Annotated in this window: 22 protein-coding genes (1 of these 22 cut by a window edge); 14 read left to right on the forward strand and 8 right to left on the reverse strand. The window is 68.0% G+C overall.

What is annotated here, in order from left to right; all coding sequences use genetic code 11:
* The 4 genes from G6R31_RS13445 to G6R31_RS13460 form a co-directional block, all read left to right on the forward strand.
* Positions 1 to 531: the 3' end of a hypothetical protein gene (locus G6R31_RS13445; RefSeq protein WP_017870865.1), read on the forward strand. The gene continues 909 nt to the left of window position 1, outside the view; 531 of the gene's 1,440 nt are visible here — the last part of the coding sequence; its start codon lies off the left edge, out of view; the stop codon is at positions 529 to 531.
* A 337-nt stretch (positions 532 to 868) separates the two neighbouring features.
* A complete protein-coding gene (gene mutY / locus G6R31_RS13450; RefSeq protein WP_026138755.1) occupies positions 869 to 1,960 on the forward strand; it encodes an A/G-specific adenine glycosylase in 1,092 nt (363 codons plus the stop codon).
* Positions 1,961 to 1,994: 34 nt separating this feature from the next.
* A complete protein-coding gene (locus G6R31_RS13455) occupies positions 1,995 to 2,702 on the forward strand; it encodes a metal ABC transporter ATP-binding protein (protein ID WP_017870867.1) in 708 nt (235 codons plus the stop codon).
* 93 nt (positions 2,703 to 2,795) lie between these two features.
* Positions 2,796 to 3,605: a metal ABC transporter permease gene (locus G6R31_RS13460; RefSeq protein ID WP_017870868.1), complete on the forward strand. Its 810-nt coding sequence runs from the start codon at positions 2,796 to 2,798 to the stop codon at positions 3,603 to 3,605.
* A gap of 249 nt (positions 3,606 to 3,854) precedes the next feature.
* Here the strand turns inward: G6R31_RS13460 and G6R31_RS13465 are convergent, their stop codons facing one another.
* Genes G6R31_RS13465 through G6R31_RS13475 form a run of 3 tightly spaced genes read right to left on the reverse strand, consistent with a single transcriptional unit; the run spans position 3,855 to position 5,285 of the window.
* A complete protein-coding gene (locus G6R31_RS13465; RefSeq protein ID WP_017870869.1) occupies positions 3,855 to 4,199 on the reverse strand; it encodes a YraN family protein in 345 nt (114 codons plus the stop codon).
* Between the two features lie 4 nt (positions 4,200 to 4,203).
* Positions 4,204 to 4,875 carry an HAD family hydrolase gene (locus tag G6R31_RS13470; protein WP_017870870.1) on the reverse strand — a complete coding sequence of 224 codons (672 nt, stop codon included), beginning with the start codon at positions 4,873 to 4,875 and terminating at the stop codon, positions 4,204 to 4,206.
* A complete protein-coding gene (locus G6R31_RS13475) occupies positions 4,872 to 5,285 on the reverse strand; it encodes a putative dsRNA-binding protein (protein WP_017870871.1) in 414 nt (137 codons plus the stop codon). Before G6R31_RS13475 ends, G6R31_RS13470 begins: the two co-directional genes overlap by 4 nt.
* 64 nt (positions 5,286 to 5,349) lie before the next feature.
* On the opposite strand from G6R31_RS13475, the gene G6R31_RS13480 reads away from it, so the two are divergent.
* From G6R31_RS13480 to G6R31_RS13490, 3 genes are all read left to right on the forward strand, one after another.
* Positions 5,350 to 6,612 (forward strand): uracil-xanthine permease family protein, encoded by a 1,263-nt coding sequence (locus G6R31_RS13480; RefSeq protein WP_017870872.1) that lies wholly within the window; start codon positions 5,350 to 5,352, stop codon positions 6,610 to 6,612.
* A 79-nt stretch (positions 6,613 to 6,691) separates the two neighbouring features.
* Positions 6,692 to 7,306 carry a hypothetical protein gene (locus G6R31_RS13485; protein WP_040384500.1) on the forward strand — a complete coding sequence of 205 codons (615 nt, stop codon included), beginning with the start codon at positions 6,692 to 6,694 and terminating at the stop codon, positions 7,304 to 7,306.
* Between the two features lie 73 nt (positions 7,307 to 7,379).
* On the forward strand, positions 7,380 to 7,856 hold the full coding sequence (locus G6R31_RS13490) for a hypothetical protein (RefSeq protein ID WP_017870874.1): 477 nt from the start codon (positions 7,380 to 7,382) through the stop codon (positions 7,854 to 7,856).
* A gap of 588 nt (positions 7,857 to 8,444) precedes the next feature.
* Here the strand turns inward: G6R31_RS13490 and uvrB are convergent.
* The 4 genes from uvrB to G6R31_RS13510 all read right to left on the reverse strand — a co-directional run bounded on the left by uvrB (position 8,445) and on the right by G6R31_RS13510 (position 14,047).
* A complete protein-coding gene (gene uvrB, locus G6R31_RS13495) occupies positions 8,445 to 10,460 on the reverse strand; it encodes an excinuclease ABC subunit UvrB (protein ID WP_017870876.1) in 2,016 nt (671 codons plus the stop codon).
* Positions 10,461 to 10,524: 64 nt separating this feature from the next.
* Entirely contained in the window at positions 10,525 to 11,268 is a 744-nt protein-coding gene (locus tag G6R31_RS13500; RefSeq protein WP_017870877.1) for a class I SAM-dependent methyltransferase, read from the reverse strand.
* Positions 11,269 to 11,333: 65 nt separating this feature from the next.
* Positions 11,334 to 13,463 carry a hypothetical protein gene (locus tag G6R31_RS13505; protein WP_017870878.1) on the reverse strand — a complete coding sequence of 710 codons (2,130 nt, stop codon included), beginning with the start codon at positions 13,461 to 13,463 and terminating at the stop codon, positions 11,334 to 11,336.
* Positions 13,460 to 14,047 (reverse strand): glycerol-3-phosphate acyltransferase, encoded by a 588-nt coding sequence (locus G6R31_RS13510; RefSeq protein WP_017870879.1) that lies wholly within the window; start codon positions 14,045 to 14,047, stop codon positions 13,460 to 13,462. The genes G6R31_RS13505 and G6R31_RS13510 overlap by 4 nt, the downstream gene beginning before the upstream one ends.
* A gap of 86 nt (positions 14,048 to 14,133) precedes the next feature.
* Here G6R31_RS13510 and G6R31_RS13515 point away from each other — a divergent pair, with 86 nt between their 5' ends.
* The gene (locus G6R31_RS13515; protein ID WP_017870880.1) at positions 14,134 to 14,865 is read left to right on the forward strand and encodes a HesA/MoeB/ThiF family protein; all 732 of its coding nucleotides are present in this window, start codon (positions 14,134 to 14,136) and stop codon (positions 14,863 to 14,865) included.
* Positions 14,866 to 15,076: 211 nt separating this feature from the next.
* Here the strand turns inward: G6R31_RS13515 and G6R31_RS13520 are convergent, their stop codons facing one another.
* Complete coding sequence (locus G6R31_RS13520) at positions 15,077 to 16,231, reverse strand: aminotransferase class I/II-fold pyridoxal phosphate-dependent enzyme (protein ID WP_017870881.1); 1,155 nt, start codon at positions 16,229 to 16,231, stop codon at positions 15,077 to 15,079.
* Positions 16,232 to 16,274: 43 nt separating this feature from the next.
* Between G6R31_RS13520 and G6R31_RS13525 the strand changes: the two genes are divergently transcribed.
* From G6R31_RS13525 to G6R31_RS13550, 6 genes are all read left to right on the forward strand, one after another.
* Positions 16,275 to 17,168 carry an MBL fold metallo-hydrolase gene (locus G6R31_RS13525; protein ID WP_017870882.1) on the forward strand — a complete coding sequence of 298 codons (894 nt, stop codon included), beginning with the start codon at positions 16,275 to 16,277 and terminating at the stop codon, positions 17,166 to 17,168.
* A 48-nt stretch (positions 17,169 to 17,216) separates the two neighbouring features.
* On the forward strand, positions 17,217 to 17,861 hold the full coding sequence (locus tag G6R31_RS13530; protein WP_017870883.1) for a Dps family protein: 645 nt from the start codon (positions 17,217 to 17,219) through the stop codon (positions 17,859 to 17,861).
* Positions 17,862 to 17,973: 112 nt separating this feature from the next.
* On the forward strand, positions 17,974 to 18,513 hold the full coding sequence (locus tag G6R31_RS13535) for a DUF4385 domain-containing protein (protein WP_017870884.1): 540 nt from the start codon (positions 17,974 to 17,976) through the stop codon (positions 18,511 to 18,513).
* Positions 18,514 to 18,749: 236 nt separating this feature from the next.
* Positions 18,750 to 19,703 carry a signal recognition particle-docking protein FtsY gene (ftsY, locus tag G6R31_RS13540; RefSeq protein WP_017870885.1) on the forward strand — a complete coding sequence of 318 codons (954 nt, stop codon included), beginning with the start codon at positions 18,750 to 18,752 and terminating at the stop codon, positions 19,701 to 19,703.
* 101 nt (positions 19,704 to 19,804) lie between these two features.
* Positions 19,805 to 20,071: a helix-turn-helix transcriptional regulator gene (locus tag G6R31_RS13545; protein ID WP_025566781.1), complete on the forward strand. Its 267-nt coding sequence runs from the start codon at positions 19,805 to 19,807 to the stop codon at positions 20,069 to 20,071.
* Positions 20,068 to 20,559 carry a hypothetical protein gene (locus G6R31_RS13550; RefSeq protein ID WP_017870887.1) on the forward strand — a complete coding sequence of 164 codons (492 nt, stop codon included), beginning with the start codon at positions 20,068 to 20,070 and terminating at the stop codon, positions 20,557 to 20,559. The genes G6R31_RS13545 and G6R31_RS13550 overlap by 4 nt, the downstream gene beginning before the upstream one ends.
* Positions 20,560 to 20,586 lie beyond the last annotated feature (27 nt).

Below are 20,586 nucleotides of genomic sequence, written 5' to 3' on the forward strand. Positions count from 1 at the left end.
ACGTACCCCGAATGGGACAGCGGCGACGACCACCGCGCCCTGATCACCACCGAGGACGACCGCGCTCCCGGCGTGCCGCGTCTGACGCGCGAGGCCCTGGTGTCGCTGATCGAACATGCCCGTCTCGCTCCGCTGGGCGCCTTCGACCTGCGCGGCTACTGGCGAACGGGTGACGTGAGCATGGAGAGTGCCGCGAGCGTGGCCGAACTCGTCAGCGGCCACCTCGCCCAGCGCGGCGCGTTGACCTATGTCCTGCTCACGCTGAGCCAGCAGCCCGCCCAGAGCCTCGTCAACGTCAGCGAACTTGCCCAGCGCCTCGGCAACGGCGTCGGCCCGGACGACATGCAGACCATTCTGGACACCCTGGCCCGCCCGCCCTTCATGGCGGTGACGCCGCTGCCGGGCGGCCAGTTCCTGCTGCGGACCACCGTCACCGACCTGCTGGCCGACCTCGCCGACTACGCCCAGGGCGTGCGCCGCCGCCTGCGTGCCCCCGGAAGTGCGGGCGGAACCGACACGCCGCGCGGCTGAGCAGGACTTTCTCCCAGCGGGGATGAAGAACCGGGACTGACTTGCCCGCCTTCATGCCCGCTGATTTTCGTGTCTCACACGGATTCCGATTGAATCTGGTAGTTTCAGATTCAATCCGACTTGCAAAGCTGCGCAGCAGAGCGGATGCGAGTAGGAAAAAATACGGATTCCGCGATATGGATGCACAGGCGGCGCCTTCCCAACTGTATAGGCCCGACTGTGCAGGAATGAAGCGGAATCCGTATCACACGGACTCTGGCCGCGCAGCGAAATGGGAACCGCCGGAACGCTGCTCAGGCACCCTTTGCCGTTTCCCGTTTTCCCTACACTGCGCCCGATGACGTTGCCTGAGTCGGCGCCCGTTTTGTCCCCCTTCCCCCTGGACGTGGGGGCGCTGCGCGGGGAGCTGCTGGCGTGGTTCGACCGGGCGGGGCGTGAGCTGCCCTGGCGGGTGGGGCCGGAGGGAGCGCGTGACCCCTACCGGGTCTGGGTGGCCGAGATTCTGCTGCAACAGACGCAGGTGGTGCGGGGGCGAATGTACTACGAGCGCTTTCTGGAGGCTTTTCCGACGGTGCAGGCCCTGGCCGCCGCCCCGCAGGACGCCGTGCTCAAGGCGTGGGAGGGCTGCGGGTACTACGCCCGCGCCCGCAACCTGCACCGGGCGGCGGGCATCGTGGCTGGGCGCGGTTTTCCCCAGGCGTACGCCGACTGGCTGGCGCTGCCGGGCGTGGGGCCGTACACGGCGGCGGCGGTCAGCAGCCTCGCCCTGAACGAGCGGCGGGCCGTGAACGACGGCAACGTGAGGCGGGTTCTGTCGCGGCTGTACGCCGAGGCGCAGCCGTCTGAACCCTGGGTGCAGCAAAGGGCCGACGCGCTGCTGGACCCGGCCCGTCCCGGCGCCTGGAATGAAGCGGTCATGGACCTGGGGGCCACCGTGTGCGTGCCCAAATCGCCTGCCTGTGACCGCTGTCCGGTCAGCGCCCACTGCGCGGCGTACCGGCTGGGGCGGCCCAGCGACTTTCCCGCGCCCAAAGTGCGTGCCCCGGTGCGTGAGGTGCGGGCGGTGGCGCTGCTGATCGGCGACGCTGAACAGGCCGTGCTGGAAAAGCGGCAGGGCACGCTGCTGGGGGGCCTGTTCGGGCTGCCGCTGGAGGAAGTGGCCGAAGGCGAGACGCCGAGGGCTGCCCTGGCCCGGCTGCAAACCCGCCTGGGTGCCAAGCTGGGCGAACACCTGGGCACGGTCACGCACGGCATGACGCACCGCCGCCTGACGGTGGAGGTCTACCGCGCCGAAGCCGACCTGCCCCGGCAGCCGGTCACGGGCGCGGCCCTGTCGCGGCTCGACCACAAGGCGCTGGACGTGTGGCGGCAGCGGCAGGCGGGACTGTTCGGAACAGCCGCGCAGCCGGAAGTGGGCAGACGCATTTGATACGTCATTCGCAATTCTTTGCTACGATGCCGCGATGCTCGGGGTGGAGGGACTGACAGTGTGCTACGGCCCGCAGGTGGCGCTCCGGGACGTGACCCTGCGTTTCGAGGCTGGGCAATTCACGGCTTTGATCGGGCCGAACGGCGCCGGCAAGAGCACGCTGCTCCGCGCCCTGACGGGACTGCTCGGCGAGTACGAGGGTCAGGTGACCTACGACCCCGGACACAGCGCCCGCTCCTGCCTGTGCTACGTGCCGCAGCAGCAGACCCTGGACTGGGGCTTTCCGGTCACCGTCTGGGACACGGCGATGATGGGCCGCACCAGTCGGCTGGGCTGGGGGCGCTGGCCGGGGGCGCGAGACCGGCAGATCGTGGCCGACGCGCTCAAGGAAACTGGCGTGTATGACCTGAGACACCGGCACATCGGGGCGCTCTCCGGGGGGCAGCGTCAGCGCGTGCTGCTCGCGCGGATGCTGGCCCGGCAGGGGCACCTGCTGCTGCTCGACGAACCCCTGACCGGCGTGGACGTGACCACCCAGGAGCAGTTGATGGCCCTGCTGCGTGCCCAGGCCGACCAGGGCCGCGCCGTGGTGATGGTGACGCACGACCTCGAACAGGCCCGGCGCTGGTGTGACCGAATCGTGCTGATCAACCGCCGGGTGATTGCCGACGGCAGGCCCGACGCGGTGTACACGCCGCAGAATATCGAGGCGACGTTCACGGGCGGGGGGGCGCATGGGTAGGGGGAGGCAGATGGCAGAAGGCGGAAGGCAGAAGGCCCATACCCAAAAGCCATCTGCCATCTGCCATCTGCCATTTGCCCCGAGGGAGGCCCCATGCACTGGCTGCTAGACCCGCTGCAGTTCGACTTCTTCGTCCGGGCGCTGCTCGCGGTGGGGCTGGTGAGCGTGCTGTGCGCGCTGATCGGTGCCTGGGTGGTGCTGCGCGGCCTGAGCTACATCGGGGACGCGATGAGTCACGCGGTGCTGCCGGGCATCGTGGCCGCCTTCTTGCTCCGGGGCAATCTGCTGCTCGGCGCGGCGGTCGCGGCGGTGCTCACGGCGCTGGGCATCGGCTGGATCGGGCGGCGCAGCGGGCTGAAACAGGACAGCGCCATCGGCATCGTCTTCGTGGGGATGTTCGCGCTGGGCATCGTGCTGCTGTCGCGGGCGCCCACCTTTACTTCCGACCTCAGCAACTTCCTGATCGGCAACCCGCTGGGCGTGACCCCCGCCGACCTGTGGGGCGCCCTGGCCGTCACGCTGGGGGTGGGGGGGCTGCTCACGGCGATTCAGAAGGAGCTGCTGCTCGCCTCCTTCGACCCCACCGAGGCGCAGACCGTGGGCCTGCCGGTCACGCGGCTGAACAACCTGCTGCTGGTGCTGATCGGGCTGGTGGTCGTGCTGACGGTGCAACTGGTGGGCACCACCCTCAGCGTCAGCCTGCTGATCACGTCGAGTGCCGCCGCCCGCCTGCTCTCGCGCAGCCTGCGGACCATGACGCTGCTCGCCGCCGCGCTGGGCATTCTGGGCGGGGTGACCGGGCTGTACGCCAGTTACTACCTGGACACCGCGCCGGGGGCGACCATCGTGCTGGTCAACACCGCCATTTTCCTGCTGGCGCTGGCCCTGCGGCGGGAGAGGTGACGGGTGATGGAGAAGGCTGAGGGGGAGTGGCAGGTTGGTTTGCACGCCCCCTCATACGGATTCCGCTTAATTCCTGCACAGTCGGGAAAGCGCCGCCTGTGCATCCATATCGCAGAATCCGTATTTTTTCCTACTCGCATCCGCTCGGATTGAATCTGAAACTACCAGATTCAATCGGAATCCGTATCACCCTTCCGTCGCTGCGCTCCTCCCTCCCTCTCCCACAAGGGGCGAGGGGGAAAAGATGGCCTACCCCTCCACCGCCATCACCCGCAATTCACCCGTCTCCGCTGCTCCGTCTATCGTCAGGACTTCCAGGCGGCAGGGCAGGTCGTCGCGCCCGTACTCGCGCACGAGATAGGTCTGCGCGGCCCGCCACATCAGCGCCAGTTTGCGCGGGGTGACGCTCTCGGCGGCGCTGCCGTGGCGGCTGCTTTTGCGCTGCCGCACCTCGGTAAAGACCAGCGTGCCGCCCCCCTCCCGGCTCACGATGTCTATTTCTCCGCCGGGAATGCGGTAGTTGCGGGCCAGAATCTCGCGTCCCAGCCCCTCCAGATGCGCGGCGGCGCGGGCCTCGGCGTCGGCTCCTTTCATGCGCTTAGGCCAGCCACCCGCGCCAGCCCGTGAAATCGGGAACCGCCAGGGCCGCCCCCGCGTCCAGGAGCGCCTGAGCCGGGGCCGTGGTCGTCAGGGCGATGACGGTGCAGCCTGCCGCCGCCGCACTTTTCACGCCGCTGACGGCATCTTCGTGGGCGAGGCAGCGGGCGGGGTCGAGGCCCAGCCGCGCGGCTCCCAGCAGGTACGGTTCGGGGTGGGGCTTGCCGTTGGTGACCTCCTCGCCCGTCACCCGGCGCCCAAAGCGCGGGCCGAGGCCCAGTTGCGCCATGCCGAATTCCACGTTGGTGCGGTCTGCGCTGGTGACCAGGGCAAAGGGGATGCTGCGTGCGTCCAGCGCGTCCAGATACCCGTTCAGGCCCGCGACTTCGCGCAGCACTCCGGCGGCGAGTTGGCGGTAACGGCCTTCCTTGGCCTCGTGAAACCGCCCCATCCACTCGGGGTCGGGCACCTGTCCGGTGAGCCGCTCCACGATTTCTGGGTTGCGCCCGCCGTCCACTTTGGTGTCCAGGTCGTGTTCGGTGAGGGTCAGGCCCAGCCACTCTGCCGCCACTTCCTTCCAGGCCAGGCGGTGAAAGTGGTTGTTGGCGGTCAGCACGCCGTCCATGTCGAACAGAACGCCCGCAGGCGCCAGCGGTTTCACGAGTGGCTTCACGCTTCTTCCGGGCCGTGCCCGAGGTCGGTCAGCAACTCGCGGTAAAAGCGCCCGGCGTCGCGGCGCACCTCATCCAGCGTGGCGTCCTCGCGGGCAAATTCCATCGCGGCCTCCACCGCTTCGGCCAGCACCTGCGCGTAAATCGGCCACGCTCCTCCCTGCGGCGCTGCGGTGGCCGTGACCGCTGGGGGCACGCTCTGACCGTCCAGACCGCGCAGGGCAAGTTCGGCGGCGAGGCGTTCGGCGTCCTTCTTGGTGCGTCCCTCGGCGGCGCTGATGACCTGTCCGCCCGACCAGACCTTGACGTGAAAGGTGCGTTCGTGGGCGGGACCGTGCGCCTCGGCTTCGAAGGTGGGGGTGCCCAGTCCCAGCGAGACGAGGCGGGCAATCAGGTCGCCTTTGGCATTCATGGGGAGCAGGGTAGAGGGTAGAGGGCACAGAGGAAAAGCGTGGAGGGACGTTAAACTTTCTCATATGACACGTACCGCGCCGCCCGTCACCGACCTTCCGCCCACCCGCCGCGTGGTGCTGGGCTTGCAGCACTCGATTGCCATGTTCGGGGCCACCGTGCTGGTGCCGATTCTTGTGGGCCTCTCGCCCTCGGTGGCGCTGTTCGGCGCGGGGGTCGCCACTTTGCTCTTTCACCTGCTGACGCGGGGACAGGTGCCGATTTTCCTGGGAAGCTCGTTCGCGTTCATCGCGCCGACCGCCCTGGTGGTCAAGGAAATGGGACCGGCAGCGGCGGCGGGCGGACTGATCGCGGCGGGGCTGATGTACGTGCTGTTTTCCGTGCTGGTCAAACTGTTCGGCACCGAGCGGCTGCTGCGGGTGTTTCCGCCGGTGGTGACGGGTCCCGTGATTATCGTGATCGGGCTGGGGCTGAGCAGCGTGGCGGTGAACCAGGCCAAGAACAACTGGTGGATCGCGCTCGTCACGCTGCTGGCCGCCATCGTCGCCAGCATCTACGGGCGCGGGCTGTTTCGCATGATTCCCATTCTGGTCGGCGTGGTGACGGGCTACCTGGCCGCGCTGCTGTCCGGACAGGTGGACGGGAAGGCGCTGGCCGACATCGCCGCCGCGCCGCTGCTGGGGCTGCCGGACTTTCACGGCCCGGCGCTGGACTGGCGGGCCGTCGCCATCATCGCGCCCGTCGCTGTCGTGACCTTCATCGAGCATGTGGGCGACGTGGTGGTCAACGGGCGGGTGGTCGGCAAGAACTTTCTGGAAAAACCGGGCCTGTCGCGCACTCTGTTCGCGGACGGCGTCGCCAACATGAGCAGCGCCCTGATGGGTGGCCCCGCCGCCACCACCTACGCCGAGAACACGGGCGTGCTGGCGCTGACCCGCGTCTACGACCCCCGCGTGATTCAGATCGGCGCGGTGTTCGCTGTTCTCTTCGGCTGCTCGCCCAAGCTGGCGGCGGTCCTGAAAAGTCTGCCGCAGGGCGTGCTGGGCGGCGTCAGCATCCTGCTGTTCGGGATGATTGCCAGCGTGGGGATTCGCACCCTGGCCGAAGCCAGAATCGATTTCGCTCACAGCCGCAACCTGATTATCGTGTCGCTGATTCTGGTGCTGGGACTGGGCGGCGCGAGCTTTCCGCTGAGCGTGGCCGGGACCAAACTGGAACTGCACGGCATGGCGCTCGCGGCGCTGGTGGGCATCGTGGCGAACCTGCTGTTGCCCCGGCAGCGTCAGGAAGTCGAGGGCGCCCCGCAAGGGCAGGACGTGGCCGTTTAATCAAGGCCGGACTGAAACCACACGAGTAGAGTTTGAGCGTCCCGTCACTTTTCGCCCCTCTCCCTAAGGATGTGTCCCTATGCGCCACCTGCTGCTTACTGCTGCCCTGCTGACCCTCGCTCCCGCCGCGTTCGCTGGGGGGGCAGGCCCCCGCCCGGCGCCGCGTCCGGCCCCCGCTCCGGTCGCGCCCGCGCCCAAACCCGCGCCCAAGCCGGTCCCGGCCCCCCAACCCGCTCCGGCACCTGTCCCTGCCGTGACCTCGCCAGCCGCGCCTGCGCTGCTTGCCGACGCCGTGTTCCAACCCGGTCAGACCTGGGTCCTGAGCGGCACCACGGCAGGCGGCGAGAGCATCGAACGCGAACTCGTCCTGGATGACGCCGCTCCCGAATGGGACGACGGCTGGAGCTTCGAGAGCGACCTCGGGCCGCTGAGCTACGACCCTGAAACCGGACTGGTCTTTGCCGCCGACGTGATGACCGGCATGGAAGAGGACAGCGACCTGCAGGTGTGCATGGGCTTCGTGCAGGACAAGTCCGTGACCGGCGTGCTGGTGTCGGGCGACATGGACAGCATCAGTGAGCAGCTCTCGATGCTCGACGGGGAAGGCGACGCACCTGAAACGGCTGAGGGGCTGGCCCAGGCTTTCGAGGATGCCGGGGTCGAAGTCGGCACCTGCACGCTGAACCTGAAGTAAGCGGCTGTAACGTGTTGGCCCGCCTTTCCCGCTGAGTTGGGGGAGGCGGGCCAGCAACTGCTACACTGGCCCTATGAACAGAGGAGCCGCCTCTTTTCTCCTTTCACTGCTGGTGAGTGCCTTCGCAGGAGGGGCCGGTCCGCGTGCGGCCTTTCCGCTGGCGCCGGGACAGGTCTGGGAAGTCTCGTACCGAACGGCGCAGACGGGGGAGAAGCTGACCTTGACCGTGGGAAACGAAGAAAGGCGCAGCCCCGACCGCCAGGGCATGAGGCTGTTCGGCGCTTCGGGGCCAGAGGTGGAAGAGGGCCGGATGGTGGCCCATGTGCAGCCGCACTACCTTGTCGCTTCGGCGCAGCGCCCGTTTTTTCTGTGTATCGCGCGGTACGGCCAGGGCCGGGTGCTTGGGGGCTTCCTGCTGACCGGCGACAGGAACAGGCTGGAAAAGCTGTTGCCGCAGCGACACCCCAATGACGACTACACGGACGCCGAAGTGTACGCCATCGCCAGGAAAGCGGGGTTGGACACCTGTACCCTCAGACGCCTGCGTTAGAGCAGTTCTCCGAATTAAGAGCCTATCCGGAAAATACAGGGGAATCTTATTTCCATTGCGCTGGGACGCCATTTGCGTTACCCCCCTCCCCAGCCCTCCCCCGCAAGGGGAGAGGGGGCAAAACCACGTCTCGGATGACAACTCTTGCTCACCGTTGAGGATTTTCCGGATAAGGCTAGAGCAGTTCTCCGAATGACGCGTGCGCCCTGACAGCACCGCCACCCGCTCCATTCTTCGTCCTGCTTGGACAGAAACGCTCCGCTTTCTTCTGTCATACGGAAACGAACTATTCTTCAGAGATGTCGGAAAAGCGCCGCCACCTCTTACGCGCCGTTCATTTCCGTACTGTCTTTTACTCACTCCGTTCGGAAAAATAGTTTGGGTATCCAAACTATTTTTCAAAGTGGTATCAAATGCTTTAGGTTAGGGCTGCCCCCCTACCGGCGCTGAGCGGCGAATATCACCGCGCCCAGAAAGCAGAATGCAAAGACGACGGCTGTATTGCCCGTCATGCCTAGAGTCAGGGCGACGACGACGAAGGCCAGGACCACCGCCAGAGCCGGGAAAAACCGGTCGCTTCCTCTCATCCTAACGCCGCCCCCGCTTCCTCGCCTTCTGCCCCGGCACCGTCGCCTGCTTGAATTCCTTGCCCTGCAGCTTGGCCTCAATCGCCCGAATCTGGTCGCGCAGTTGAGCGGCCTTCTCGAAGTCCATCGCTTCGGACGCCTGCCACATGTCGAGTTCGAGGTCGGTGAGCTGCGCGGTGAGCAGGTCGCGGTCGTCGCCCACATTGTCGGAGGTGATTTCGCCCTCGACTTCCTCGCCGCGAATCACGTCACGCACGCTCTTGGTCACGGTGCGCGGGGTGATGCCGTGTTCCTCGTTGTAGGCGAGCTGCTTTTCGCGGCGGCGCATCGTCTCGTCCATCGCGTAGCGCATGGCGGGGGTCACCGTATCGGCGTACAGAATCACCTCGCCGTTGACGTTGCGGGCGGCGCGTCCGATGGTCTGAATCAGGGCACGCTCCGAGCGCAGGAAGCCGGGTTTGTCGGCGTCCAGAATGGCGACCAACGAGACTTCGGGCAGGTCCAGCCCCTCGCGCAGCAGGTTGATGCCCACCAGCACGTCGTAGTGCCCCAGCCGCAGGTCACGGATGATGACCTGACGCTCCACCGAGTCGATGTCCGAGTGCAGGTAGCGCGTCTTGACGCCCTTTTCCAGCAGGTACTCGGTCAGGTCTTCGGACATCCGCTTGGTCAGCGTGGTGACCAGCGTGCGCTCGCCGCGCTCGGCCCGCTCGCGCACCCGGCCCAGCAGGTCCTCGATTTGTCCCTGAATGGGCCGGATGGTCACTTCGGGGTCCACCAGTCCGGTGGGGCGAATAATCTGGTCGGCCACGCTATCGCTGACCTGGTTCTCGAAGGGGCCGGGCGTGGCCGAGACGAACACCGTCTGCCCGGTTTTGGACAGGAATTCCTCGAAGTTCAGCGGGCGGTTGTCGAGCGCCGAGGGCAGGCGAAAGCCGTAGTCCACCAGCGTCTGCTTGCGGGCGCGGTCCCCGTTCGCCATGCCACCGATTTGCGGCACCGTGACGTGCGACTCGTCGATGAAGGTGATGAAGTCGTCGGGGAAGTAGTCGAGCATGGTGTAGGGCGTCGCGCCGGGGGCGCGGCCGTCGATGTGGCGCGAGTAGTTCTCGATGCCCGAGCAGTAGCCCAGCACCTTGAGCATCTCCAGGTCATAGAGCGTGCGCTCCTTGAGCCGCTGCGCTTCGAGCAGTTTGCCGGTGCTGTGGAAGTACTCCAGCCGCTCGTCGAGTTCCTGCTGAATGGTCACGATGGCCCGTTCGATGTTGCCTGCGCTCGATACGTAGTGCTTGGCCGGGTAAACGATGGTGGCGTCGAGGTCGCCCAGCCGCTCGCCCGTGAGCGGATGCACCACGCTGATGCGCTCCACGTCGTCGCCCCACAGTTCGATACGCAGCGGCTGCTCGTCGTAGGCGGGCCAGACGGTGACGGTTTCGCCCTTGACCGAGAATCGCCCCGGCATCAGCTCGATGTCGTTGCGTTCGTACTGCATGTTGACCAGCCGCCCGAGCAATTCGTCGCGGGGCATGACGCCGCCCTTTTTCACGATGGCGTTGAGCGCGGTGTATTCCTTGGGGTCGCCCAGGCCGTAGATACACGACACGCTGGCGACCACAATCGTGTCGCGGCGGGTCAGCAGGCTGCGGGTGGTGGAGTGACGCAGGCGTTCGATTTCCTGGTTCACGCTGGCGTCTTTCTCGATGAACAGGTCCTTGCCCGGCACGTACGCTTCGGGCTGGTAGTAGTCGTAGTAGGAGATGAAAAATTCCACCGCCGACTCGGGGAAAAACTCGCGGAACTCGGAGGCCAGCTGCGCGGTGAGCAGTTTGTTCGGGGCCATGATGAGGGCCGGGCGCCCGGTCTGCTCGATGATTTTGGACACGCTGTAGGTTTTGCCGGTGCCCGTCGCCCCGAGCAGCGTCTGGTACCTCAGCCCGCTGTCCAGCCCTTCCACGATGGACGCGATGGCGGTGGGCTGGTCGCCGGACGGCTGGAATTCGGAGTGGACCTTGAGCATGCCGAGAGTTTACGCCCACAGCGTAAGGCGGAAGGTAAGCCGGATGGCGGAGAGGCCGGGCAGCCTATGAACGCCGCGCCACCACGACCAGTTCCCCGCACCCCTCGCCCACGCGCTCGCCGCGCCAGCCGCCGGAGATGTGTTCCACTTCAAAACCGGCGGCGTGCAGGCTGGTTCGCAGCTCCGCTTCGCTCCGGAAACGCAGGGCAGAAGTCGAGGTCAGCACGTCCTGACCGGGCAGGAAGCGGGTGTGCTCGGCAAAACGGACCACGTGCCCGGACACGTCCAGCACCTCACACCACGTTTCCGCCTCGGTGCCGTCCGGGAGGGACCACACTTCGCGCTCGCCCGCCGAATCCCAGGCTTCCCAGGCCCGCGCCGCCGGGTCGCGCATGTCGAAGGCCAGCCGCCCGCCAGGAACGAGGGCGCGGTGGACCTGCCGCAAGACGCCGTGCCAGTCGCGGTCCCCCACAAAAATCTGTGACACGTGCGCGGTCATCAGGCAGAGGTCGAATGCTGCACTCGGGGCGTCCTGTGCTGTGCCGTGCCGCCAGCGCACCCCTCCTGCTCCTGGCCTACGCTGCGCGGCTTGCAGCGAGGCGAGCGCGGGGTCTATGCCGGTGACGTGGTGTCCGGCCCGCGCCAGAGCCGTGGTCAGGCGCCCGGTGCCGCACCCGAGGTCGAGCAGGCGGCAGCCCGGCGTCTCGTTCGCCAGGGTCAGGAAAAAATCGTCATCGGCGCCCCAGCGGTTGATGAGGTCGTAAAGGGGAACGAGTCGGGGGTCTTGGTACTGGGCCTGGTCGGTCATGCGTTTGCAGTTTGGGGCGCCTGCGTCTGTTCGGGCATCGGCCAGATGGCGCAGCCCGCCCACCTTTACCCTTCCAGTTCCCCCTGCCGCCGCCTGCGGGCATGTGCCGCCTCGATGAGCAGCAGGGCCAGCACGTTCAGCGCGTACAGGGCGCCGAGGGCCAGCCAGAGGACACTGCGCACCGGGGCCGCCTGAAGTGGCAGGGTAGGAAAGGGCAGCCAGCGGGCGAGCAGCGCGACGGCCACCCCGGCCCAGGCGACCAGCAGCACTCCGCCCCAGGCGTTGCCGAGCAGCCCGGCGCCGGGCAACAGCGTGGCAAATGCCCGGAAGGCGGCGGGGCGGCCCAGACGCCTGCGGTCGGCGGCGCGGGGAATGAGCAGCAGCACCAGCAGGACGCCGAGCAGCGGCAGCGCGGCCAGCAGTCCCCAGCTCAGGCGGGTGTGGGCGCGGCGCCCAGCCAGAAAGCCCAGCGGGTCGGTGACCGCGCCGCGCAGCACGCTGCCGAGGTCGCCGCTGACGCTGCGGGCCAGGGCGCGGCGTTCGGGGTAGCACAGCCGGGGCTGACCGGGGCGGTAGGTGCGCTGAAACGTGGTTTCCGGGGTGCCGGGGTTGCGGCCCAGGTTGTAGGCGGCGGCACTCAGGTCGGGTTGCAGCGAGAGTGCGCGCTGGTAGAGGCTGCGGGCCTGCGGCAGGTCGTCGCGGCTCTGCGCGATGGCCCCGAGGTTGTTCAGGGCGCAGGCGTCGGTCCCGGCGCGGCCATACAGGGTGCGGGCGGCGGCGAGGTCGCCGTCGAGTTGAGTGCGCAGTCCGGCGAGCAGGTAGGACGCGGCGACGGGTTGCAGGTCGGCTCCGCCTGCGGCGCCCGGGGCGGGACTGTTGAGGCCAGGCTGGTTGATGGCCGGGTGGTTGAGGAGGGGGCTGGCGCTGTACGTGCCGGTGCCCAGGGCCGGGTCCCGCAGCGCCCGCCCGGTCAGGTTGGCCCACTGCCAGCCGCCCAGCGCCGTCAGCAGGCCCGCCGCCAGCGTGAGCAGCAGCAGCCGCTCGCTGAACGACGCGTAGGCCAGCGCCGTGCGCCGCAGCCGCTCGGGGGGGCGGCGCCACGACCGCCAGCGGCCCCCCAGGGCGGCGAGGTCCTGGCGCTGGGTCGGCCACGCCCGCGCACTCAGGGTCAGCACGGCGGCCAGCAGCGCGGTCATGAGTGCGAAGGTCGCCAGTCGCGCCACGTCGCGCAGTGCCCCGGTGTCGTTCGGGCCGAGGTTGTAGAGCGTCCCGGCCCGCAGCGACCGGGCGAACTGCCGCCATTCCTCGGCTTCCCCGGCGCGGCCCTGGGCCTCCAGCACGTCCGCGTACCGGTGGTACAGCGCGTCGCCGCCCTCGAAACGTGGATAAAGCTCACGCAGAAAGCTCATCCAGATTTCGGCGCGGGGCAGGCGGTTTTGGGTGAGCAGCGTGTCCACGTAGCCGCTGGGGTTGCCGTAGGCGAACAGCGCGGCGCGGCTGACCGGCACGGCGGGGTCGATGCCCCGCGCCGCCGCGTCACGTTTGGCCCGGTCGAGGGCGAGGTTGGCCGCCGCCGGAAACCCCGCCCGGTCCAGCCGCGCGGCGAGCTGTGTCCAGGCCGGAAAGGGCAAGGTGACCGCCAGCGCCCGGCGCACGGCGCTCAGGGCCGCGTAGTCGTCGCCCCGCGCCGTTGCCGCCTCCGCTTCGCGCAGCGCGATGAACGGGTTGGCCGGAAACTGCGCCCCCGCACGGGTCACGTCACCTTCCGGCAGCGCGTCGGCAAAGCGGGCCAGCCAGCCGGTCACCGCCGGGTCGGGCGCGAACACCACCCGTTCCTCCACCGGCAACGTGTCGCCGCTCGGGGCGCCCAGGGTCAGGCGTTCGCTGCCGCCCGGTCCCCCCACCGACACCCGCACCGCGCCCCCGGAACTGTCGAGCGAGGTGACCCGTCCCGGCAGGTCGGCGCGGCCCAGGAACCGGCCCTCGTCGCTCAGGGCGTAGACCACCGGCCCCACCGCCACGTAGTTCTGACCGTCCAGCCGCACCGGGCGACTCACCGCGCCCAGCTCGGGCGCAAAGGTCCACTGCCACGTCACCTGCTCACCCGACAGGGCGCGGACCGTGTGGCCGTCCACGCGCAGTTCGGCGCCCGCCGTTCCGCCCAGCGCCAGGAGCAGCAGCAGGCAGCGCCTCACGCGCGTTTCTCCGCCAGCAGGTGTGCGGCCCGCACGCCCATCGCCGCGCTTCCGGCCAGGAACTCGGCCAGCCCGCCCAGCCGCAGCGCGACCAGGGCGCCCACCGGTACCGCCAGCGCCGTGACGAAGGGAATGGCGTTGAGCTTGAGCCGGGGTTGCAGGGTCGCCCGGTAGAGCGGAATCAGCGCCAGCGCCGAGGCCACCGTCACCAGCAGGGTCCACGGAGCCGTCACCAGCATGGCCCCCAGAAAAGGCGCGATGCCGCCGCCCCCCCGAAAGCCGAAAAAGGCCGGGTAGCAGTGCCCGAACACCACCCCGAAGGTCGCCAGCGCCGTCGCCAGCGGGACGGACTGCGGCGCGAGCCACAGCGCCAGCCCGGCAGCCAGGACACCCTTAAGCACGTCGAGCGCCGTGACGAGCACCGCCGCACCGGGGCCGTATTGCCGGTAGGTGCCGCTCCCGCCCGGCAGGTCGCGTCCCCGGATGTCCTCACCACGGCGGCGCGAGTACAGCACGCCCGCCACCAGCGACCCCAGCAGGTACGAGAGCACGAAAACCACGGCGAGCGAAACCACAGCCCGCATTGTAGGGGCCGGCACGCCCCGCCGCGTCTGCCGAAAGGTGGAGAAGGGCCGGGAGCCGCCCCCGCCCGCCGCCTATCCTGCACGCCATGACCCTGACCGCCACGACCCTGACCCGCGAAGAGCTGCGCCGCGTCTCGCGCCCCCTGCTGGTGCCGGAGTGGGCCGAGGCCGGGGCGCAGGAAAAACTCCGCTCGGCCCGCGTCCTCGTCGTCGGCGCAGGTGGCCTCGGCGGGCCGGTGATTCGCCAGCTCGCCGGGGCGGGGGTGGGGGCGCTGACGGTGGCCGACAGCGACACCGTTTCGGTGACCAACCTGCACCGCCAGCAGCTCTACGCCTCGGCAGACGTGGGCCGGTCCAAAGCTGAGGTGGCCTGCGCCGTCGCTCAGGCGGTCAACCCGTTCGTGGAGGTGCAGGCCGCGCCCGCACTGAGCGCCGAAAATGCCGCCGCCCTGATTGCCGAGCACGACCTGACGGTGGACGCCACCGACAACTTTGAAACCCGCTACCTCATCGCTGACACCTGCCGCACACTGGGCCGCGAGTGGGTCTGGGGGGCGGCCAGCGGCGTCAGCGGCCTGTGCAGCGTGTTCGGCCCCGCCTTCGGCCTGCGCGACCTGTTTCCCACCCCTGAAGACGACACCTCCTGCGACGAACTCGGCGTGCTGGGGCCGGTGCCCAATCTCGTGGGCGACCTGATGGCGCTGCAAGCCCTGCTGGTGCTGGGCGGCGTGGGCGAGCCGCTGCGGGGAAAACTCTGGACCTTCGACGCGCTGACGGGGCGGGTGCGGGTGCTGAAGATGCAGATGGCTGAAGGCTGAAGGCGGATGACTGATACGGATTCCGATTGAATCTGGTCGTTTCAGATTCAATCCGAGCGGATGCGAGTAGGAAAAAATACGGATTCCGCGATATGGATGCACAGGCGGCGCTTTCCCGACTGTGCAGGAATTAAGCGGAATCCGTATGACCGGGAGCAAGTCGTTTCCCATCAACCATCAGCGCAGCGGAACCATCAACCATTAACAACCATCAACCCCCAACCCCCACCGTGCCCAGCTTCCGCGCCGCTGCCCGCAGCACTTCCGGCGGCTGCACCAGCGCAAAGCGCACGAAGCCCTCGCCGCGTTCCCCGAAGGCCCGGCCCGGACTGACCACCACGCCGGTTTCCTCGGCGGCCCGCACCGCAAAAGCCACGCTGTCCCGCAGGCCCGGCACCCGCGCCCAGGCGTACATGCTGGCCTGGGGGGTCTGGACTTCCCAGCCCAGGTCGCGCAGGGCGGGCACCAGTGCGTCGCGCCGCTCCTCGAAGATTCGCGCCCCCGCCCGGCCCACCTCGTCGGGCAGGCCCAGCGCGTGCGCCGCCGCCCGCTGAATGCCGAGGTAGGGGTGAAAATCCACCGCGCCCTTCACGCGGGCCAGCGCCCCTACCGCGCCTGTGTCCCCCGCCGCGAAGCCCACCCGGAAGCCGCCGAGGTGGTGCGTCTTGGACAGGCTGTGCAGTTCGACCACGCCCGCCGTGCCCGCTTCCAGTGCCGAGGGAGCGCGGTAGTCTCCAAACGTCAATTCGGCGTAAGGGTGGTCGTGAATCAGCAGCGTGCCCCGCTCACGACACCACGCGGCGGCCTCGCGGAAAAACTGCGCCGTCGCCACCGCCGAGGTCGGGTTGTTGGGGTAGTTGAGCAGCAGCACGCGGGGCCGCACGTTCTCCGGCACGGCGGCGAGGTCGGGCAGAAAGCCGCGCTCCGGCGTCAGCGGCAGCGTCACCACGTTCAGCCCCGCCACCGCCGCCGCGCCCCAGTACGGCGGATAGCAGGGGTCGGGCAGCAGCAGCGTGTCGCCGGGGTCGGTCACGGCGAGCAGCAGGTGTGCCAGCCCCTCCTGGGCGCCAATCAGCGGCAGCACCTCGGTCTCGGCATTCAGGCGGACCCCAAAGCGCCGCGTCAGGTACTCGGCGGCGGCGGCCCGCAGCGGCAGCGTGTCGGAAAAGCGGGGGTAGCGGTAGGTCGCCGGATCGTGGGTGGCTTCGCGCAGCACGTCCAGCACGCTCTGGGGCGGGTGCTGGTCGCTGGAACCGATGCTGAGGTCGGTCAGCGTCAGCCCCCGGCTCCGCGCCCGCACCCCCGCCGCGTCCATCAGAGAAAACACACTGCCGGGAACCGAGGAAGCGCGACTGGAAGCCCACATGCTCTCAGGGTAAGGCGTCGGGGGCCTGCTCTACTCTGACCTCATGCCCCTGAGCGAACTCGGTCCCGGCGCCCACGCCCTGCTCGGTGCCGTCAACAGCGTGGTCCTCGAAAACGGCTCTGGCGGCGCCCTTCTCATCGACACCGGCCTGGACGACTCGCACGCCCGCAAGCTGCTGCGCGAGGTGGAGGGGCTGGGGCTGGTGCCAGCGGCCATTCTGAACACCCACAGCCACGCCGACCACCACGGCGGAAACGCCTTCATCCTGAAAAAGTTTCTAGGGTTGCCCGTGTACGCGCCGCCGCTGGAAGCCGCCGTCATCAATTTTCCCGTGCTGGAGCCGCTGTCGCTGTTCGGGGCGATGCCGCCGCGTGAACTCCAGACCAAGTTTCTGCTCGCGCCCGCTTCGCCTGCTCAGCCCCTGGACGCCGGACAGCACACGCTGGTCGGGGCCGAGGTGGAACTGATTCCCGTGCCCGGTCACGCCGCGCAGATGTACGCGGTGCGCGTGCAGGACGTGCTCTACGCCGCCGACGCCCTGTTCGGGCCGGAGGCGCGCGGCAAGCATCCCCTGACCTTCTGCGTGGACAGCGCCGCGCAAAAGGCGAGTGCGGCGGCCCTGGGCGAGCTGTCCGGCGTGCGCGTGGTGCTGCCCGGTCACGGCGGCCCCACGTCCGACTTGCCGGAACTCGCCCGCCTGAACCTGCGGGCCTACGAACGCACCACCGGGGCCGTGCAAGGCGCGCTGGCCGGGGGCGCGGCGACGGTGGATGAACTCCTGCCCCGCGTCTGCACCGCACTGGGTGTGCAGATGACGAACGCCGGAGCCGTCGTCCTGAACCGCGCCGTGGTCAGTGCCCACCTCACCGAAGGGCTGGCGGCGGGGTGGGCGCGGCTGGACGTGCGGGACCAGCGGTTGCTCTTTGCCCAAACGTGAAGAAAACGGCTATGGGCGCGGCTCGCGGCCCCGGCGTAGGGTGCAGCCATGACGAAGAAGAGTGGCAAGAGTGCGGCCAAGTCGGTCAGCAAGACGGCGGCCCGCAAGTCCGACAAGAGCGGCGTGCCCGCCAGCGGCGCCCAGGGCGTGACCGCCAAGGGCGAGGCCAAAGCCGACGCCGCTCACCTGCGCACCGTCAACAACGCGCTGGTGGACCACCACTACCTTGGCGAAGAAGAGTTCCAGACGGTGGCCGAAACGCTGCAGCGCAACCTGGCGACCACCATCAGCCTGTACCTCAAGTTCAAGAAGTACCACTGGGACATCCGGGGCCGTTTCTTCCGCGACCTGCACCTCGCCTACGACGAGTTCATCGCGGAGATTTTCCCCGCCATTGACGAGCAGGCCGAGCGTCTGGTGGCCCTCGGCGGCAGCCCCATCGCCGCGCCCGCTGACATCGCCCGCTACAGCGCCATTCAGGTGCCGCAGGAAACCGTGCGCGACGCCCGCACCCAGGTGGCCGACCTCGTGGCGGACCTCAGCGCCATCGGCAGAACCTACCGCGACGACTCGCAGACGGTGGACGACGCCAACGACCCCGCCACCGCCGACATGTACAACGGCTACGCGGCCACCATCGACAAGATTCGCTGGATGCTGCAGGCCATCATGGACGACGACCGCATGAACTGAGGCTGCACGCTCCAGGCCCCTGCCTCCGACCCCTCCCCACCTGCGGGGGAGGGGCCTTGCGTAGCAAGGGGGCGGGGGGGGCGTCCAGACCAGCGTCTTTTCAGAGGAACCCATGCCAGAAAACTCCCCACGCGTCTCCAGAGGCCCCACCAAAAAATCCGAGCGCGACTTCGACTACGACGTGGATTACCGCCAGCACGACCTGAGAAAGGAGCCGCAGCTCTACCGCGTGGGCCGGGGCGAACAGGGCGTGCTGCTCGTGCAGCCGTACAAGGGCGAGATTTTGCCGCACTGGCGCTTTGCCACGCCGGACGCGGCCCGCGAGAGCAGCGAAAAAATCTATGCCCTGTTTCTGGACTACCTCGCCGCCGGGGACTTCGTGGGCGCGGACATGGCCCGCAAGTTTTTGCAGATGGGCTTTACCCGTGCCCGCCGCTACGCCAACCACAAGGGCGGCAAGAAATACGACGGCCCCGTGCCCGAGGACAAAAAGGGGCAGTCCGGGGCACATGGCCGCGCCGAGTTGCCCCGTCAGCCCGAAGACCCGGTAAAAGCCGAGTCCGCCCGTATCTTCAAGGCCAAATGGGACGAGGCCGAGGCGAACGAGGAGTACGCGGCCATGAAAAAGCAGTGGAAGGCGCAGTACGGCTGATACGGATTCCGATTGAATCTGGTCGTTTCAGATTCAATCCGAGCGGATGCGAGTAGGAAAAAATACGGATTCTGCGATATGGATGCACAGGCGGCGCCTTCCCAACTGTATAGGCCCGACTGTGCAGGAATTAAGCGGAATCCGTATGAGGAGAACCGGACGGTCCGCTTCACTTGAGCGCGGTATGCTGAGGTTATGACAGTTTCCCTTCCTCAAGTTCGCGCCGGGGTGCGGCGATGAGTTGGCTCGACCGCCTGCGCAGTGGCCTGAGCAAGACCCGCCAGCAGCTCAGCGGCACGGCCGGTTCCCTGAACGAGGACGTGCGCGAGGCGTTTACCCGCATGGACAGCATCGAGGACCTCGAATACGCCCTGATCGCCGCTGACGTGGGCCGCGCCGCCACCGAGGAAATCATCGAGGACATCCGCAAGAACGGCGAGGGCCGCCTTCAGGACGCGCTGATGCAGGCGCTCACGCTGCAACTCGAACCCGACGCCCGCCGCGCCCAGTTCCGGCAACTCGGCTTCTCGCCCGATGTCAGCCGCTCCAAGGTGGACCCCAAAGGACACGTCGTGATGGTCATCGGCGTGAACGGTGTGGGCAAGACCACCACCATCGCCAAGCTCGGCCAGTACTACATGGAACGCGGCCAGAGCGTGATGTTCGCGGCAGGCGACACCTTCCGCGCGGCGGCAGGCACGCAGCTCGGCGTGTGGGGGGAGCGCCTCGGCGTACCGGTGATTCAGGGCGTGGACGGCGGCGACCCGGCGGCGGTGGCCTTCGATGCAGCGGGCGCCCGCAAAGCTCGCGGCACCGACCTGTTGCTGGTGGACACGGCGGGGCGACTGCACAACAAGCACAACCTGATGGAAGAACTCAAGAAGGTCCGGCGCGTCATCGACAAGGCCGACCCCGGCGAACCCGCCGAGGTGTGGCTGGTCCTCGACGCCGTGACCGGGCAAAACGGCTTGCAACAGGCCAAAAAGTTCCACGAGGCCACCCCGCTGTCCGGCGTGATTGTCACCAAGCTCGACGGCACGGCCAAGGGCGGCATCCTGGTGCCCATCGTGCGCGAACTGGGCGTGCCCATCAAGTTCATCGGCGTGGGCGAGCAGCCCGGCGACCTGCAACCCTTCGACAGCCGCGAGTTCGTGCGGGCGCTGTTCGACGTGGAGCTGCCCCAGGGCTGACGACCTTTCGGACAGCGGCCCCCTTTCCCTGGGACAACCTGGGGGAGGGGGCCACTGTTATGCATTTGACTTTCTTTGTTATGTTTACATAACATACCGATGTGGTCGCCAAACGAAAAGAGGAGGTTCCGATTTACAACCGGTTGGCCGCGTTGCGGGCCGAGCGCGGGATGAGTCGGGCCGAACTCGCGGCAGCTGTCGGTATCAACCCGCAGTCGGTGGGCTTTATCGAGCGGGGCGACTACGGCCCCAGTCTGGAACTGGCGCTCAGGCTGAGCCGGGTGTTCGGGCTGCCCGTAGAAGCCCTGTTCTCGCTGGAGCCGCTGCCTGCCCTCAGTCTTCAGGTTTACGGAAAGGAGGAGGAATGATTCTGTTCGCCAAGCCTTTTAGCCGCACCCAGCCCCTGCCGCGCCGCCGCTGGTGGGCCGCCGCGCTGGGGGTGAGCGTACTGGCCCTGCAACTCACGCTCCCCAGCCTGGACAGCGAACGCTGGAGCGGCGTTTGGCCCCTGCTGCTCCTGCCGGTCATCGCCCTGAGCCTGCATCAACTGGTGTCCGACGCCTGGGTCTGGAACCGGCTGTTTCGCAGCGAAGGCCAGCTCGACGAATATGAGCGGCATTCGCGCAATGCGTTCATCGCCCGCGCCTATAACCTGAGCGGAGGTTGGGCGCTCTGGCTGCTGTTCGCCGCTTATATCCTGGGCGGTGGCTTCCTGAAGCGGTCTCCGGCCCTCAACCCCTTCCCGGAGGGCAACGCCGAAACCGCCAACGTGGTCTTTTTCCTCACGCTGGTTTCCGCCTACACCTATCTGCCGCGTATCGTGGCTGCACTCAGCGAAAAAGACTTTGCCGAGTGACCCCGCCTGTCCCGTCTTCCTTTTCGT

It is taken from the genome of Deinococcus wulumuqiensis R12, from assembly GCF_011067105.1.
Taxonomy (GTDB): Bacteria; Deinococcota; Deinococci; order Deinococcales; family Deinococcaceae; genus Deinococcus; species Deinococcus wulumuqiensis.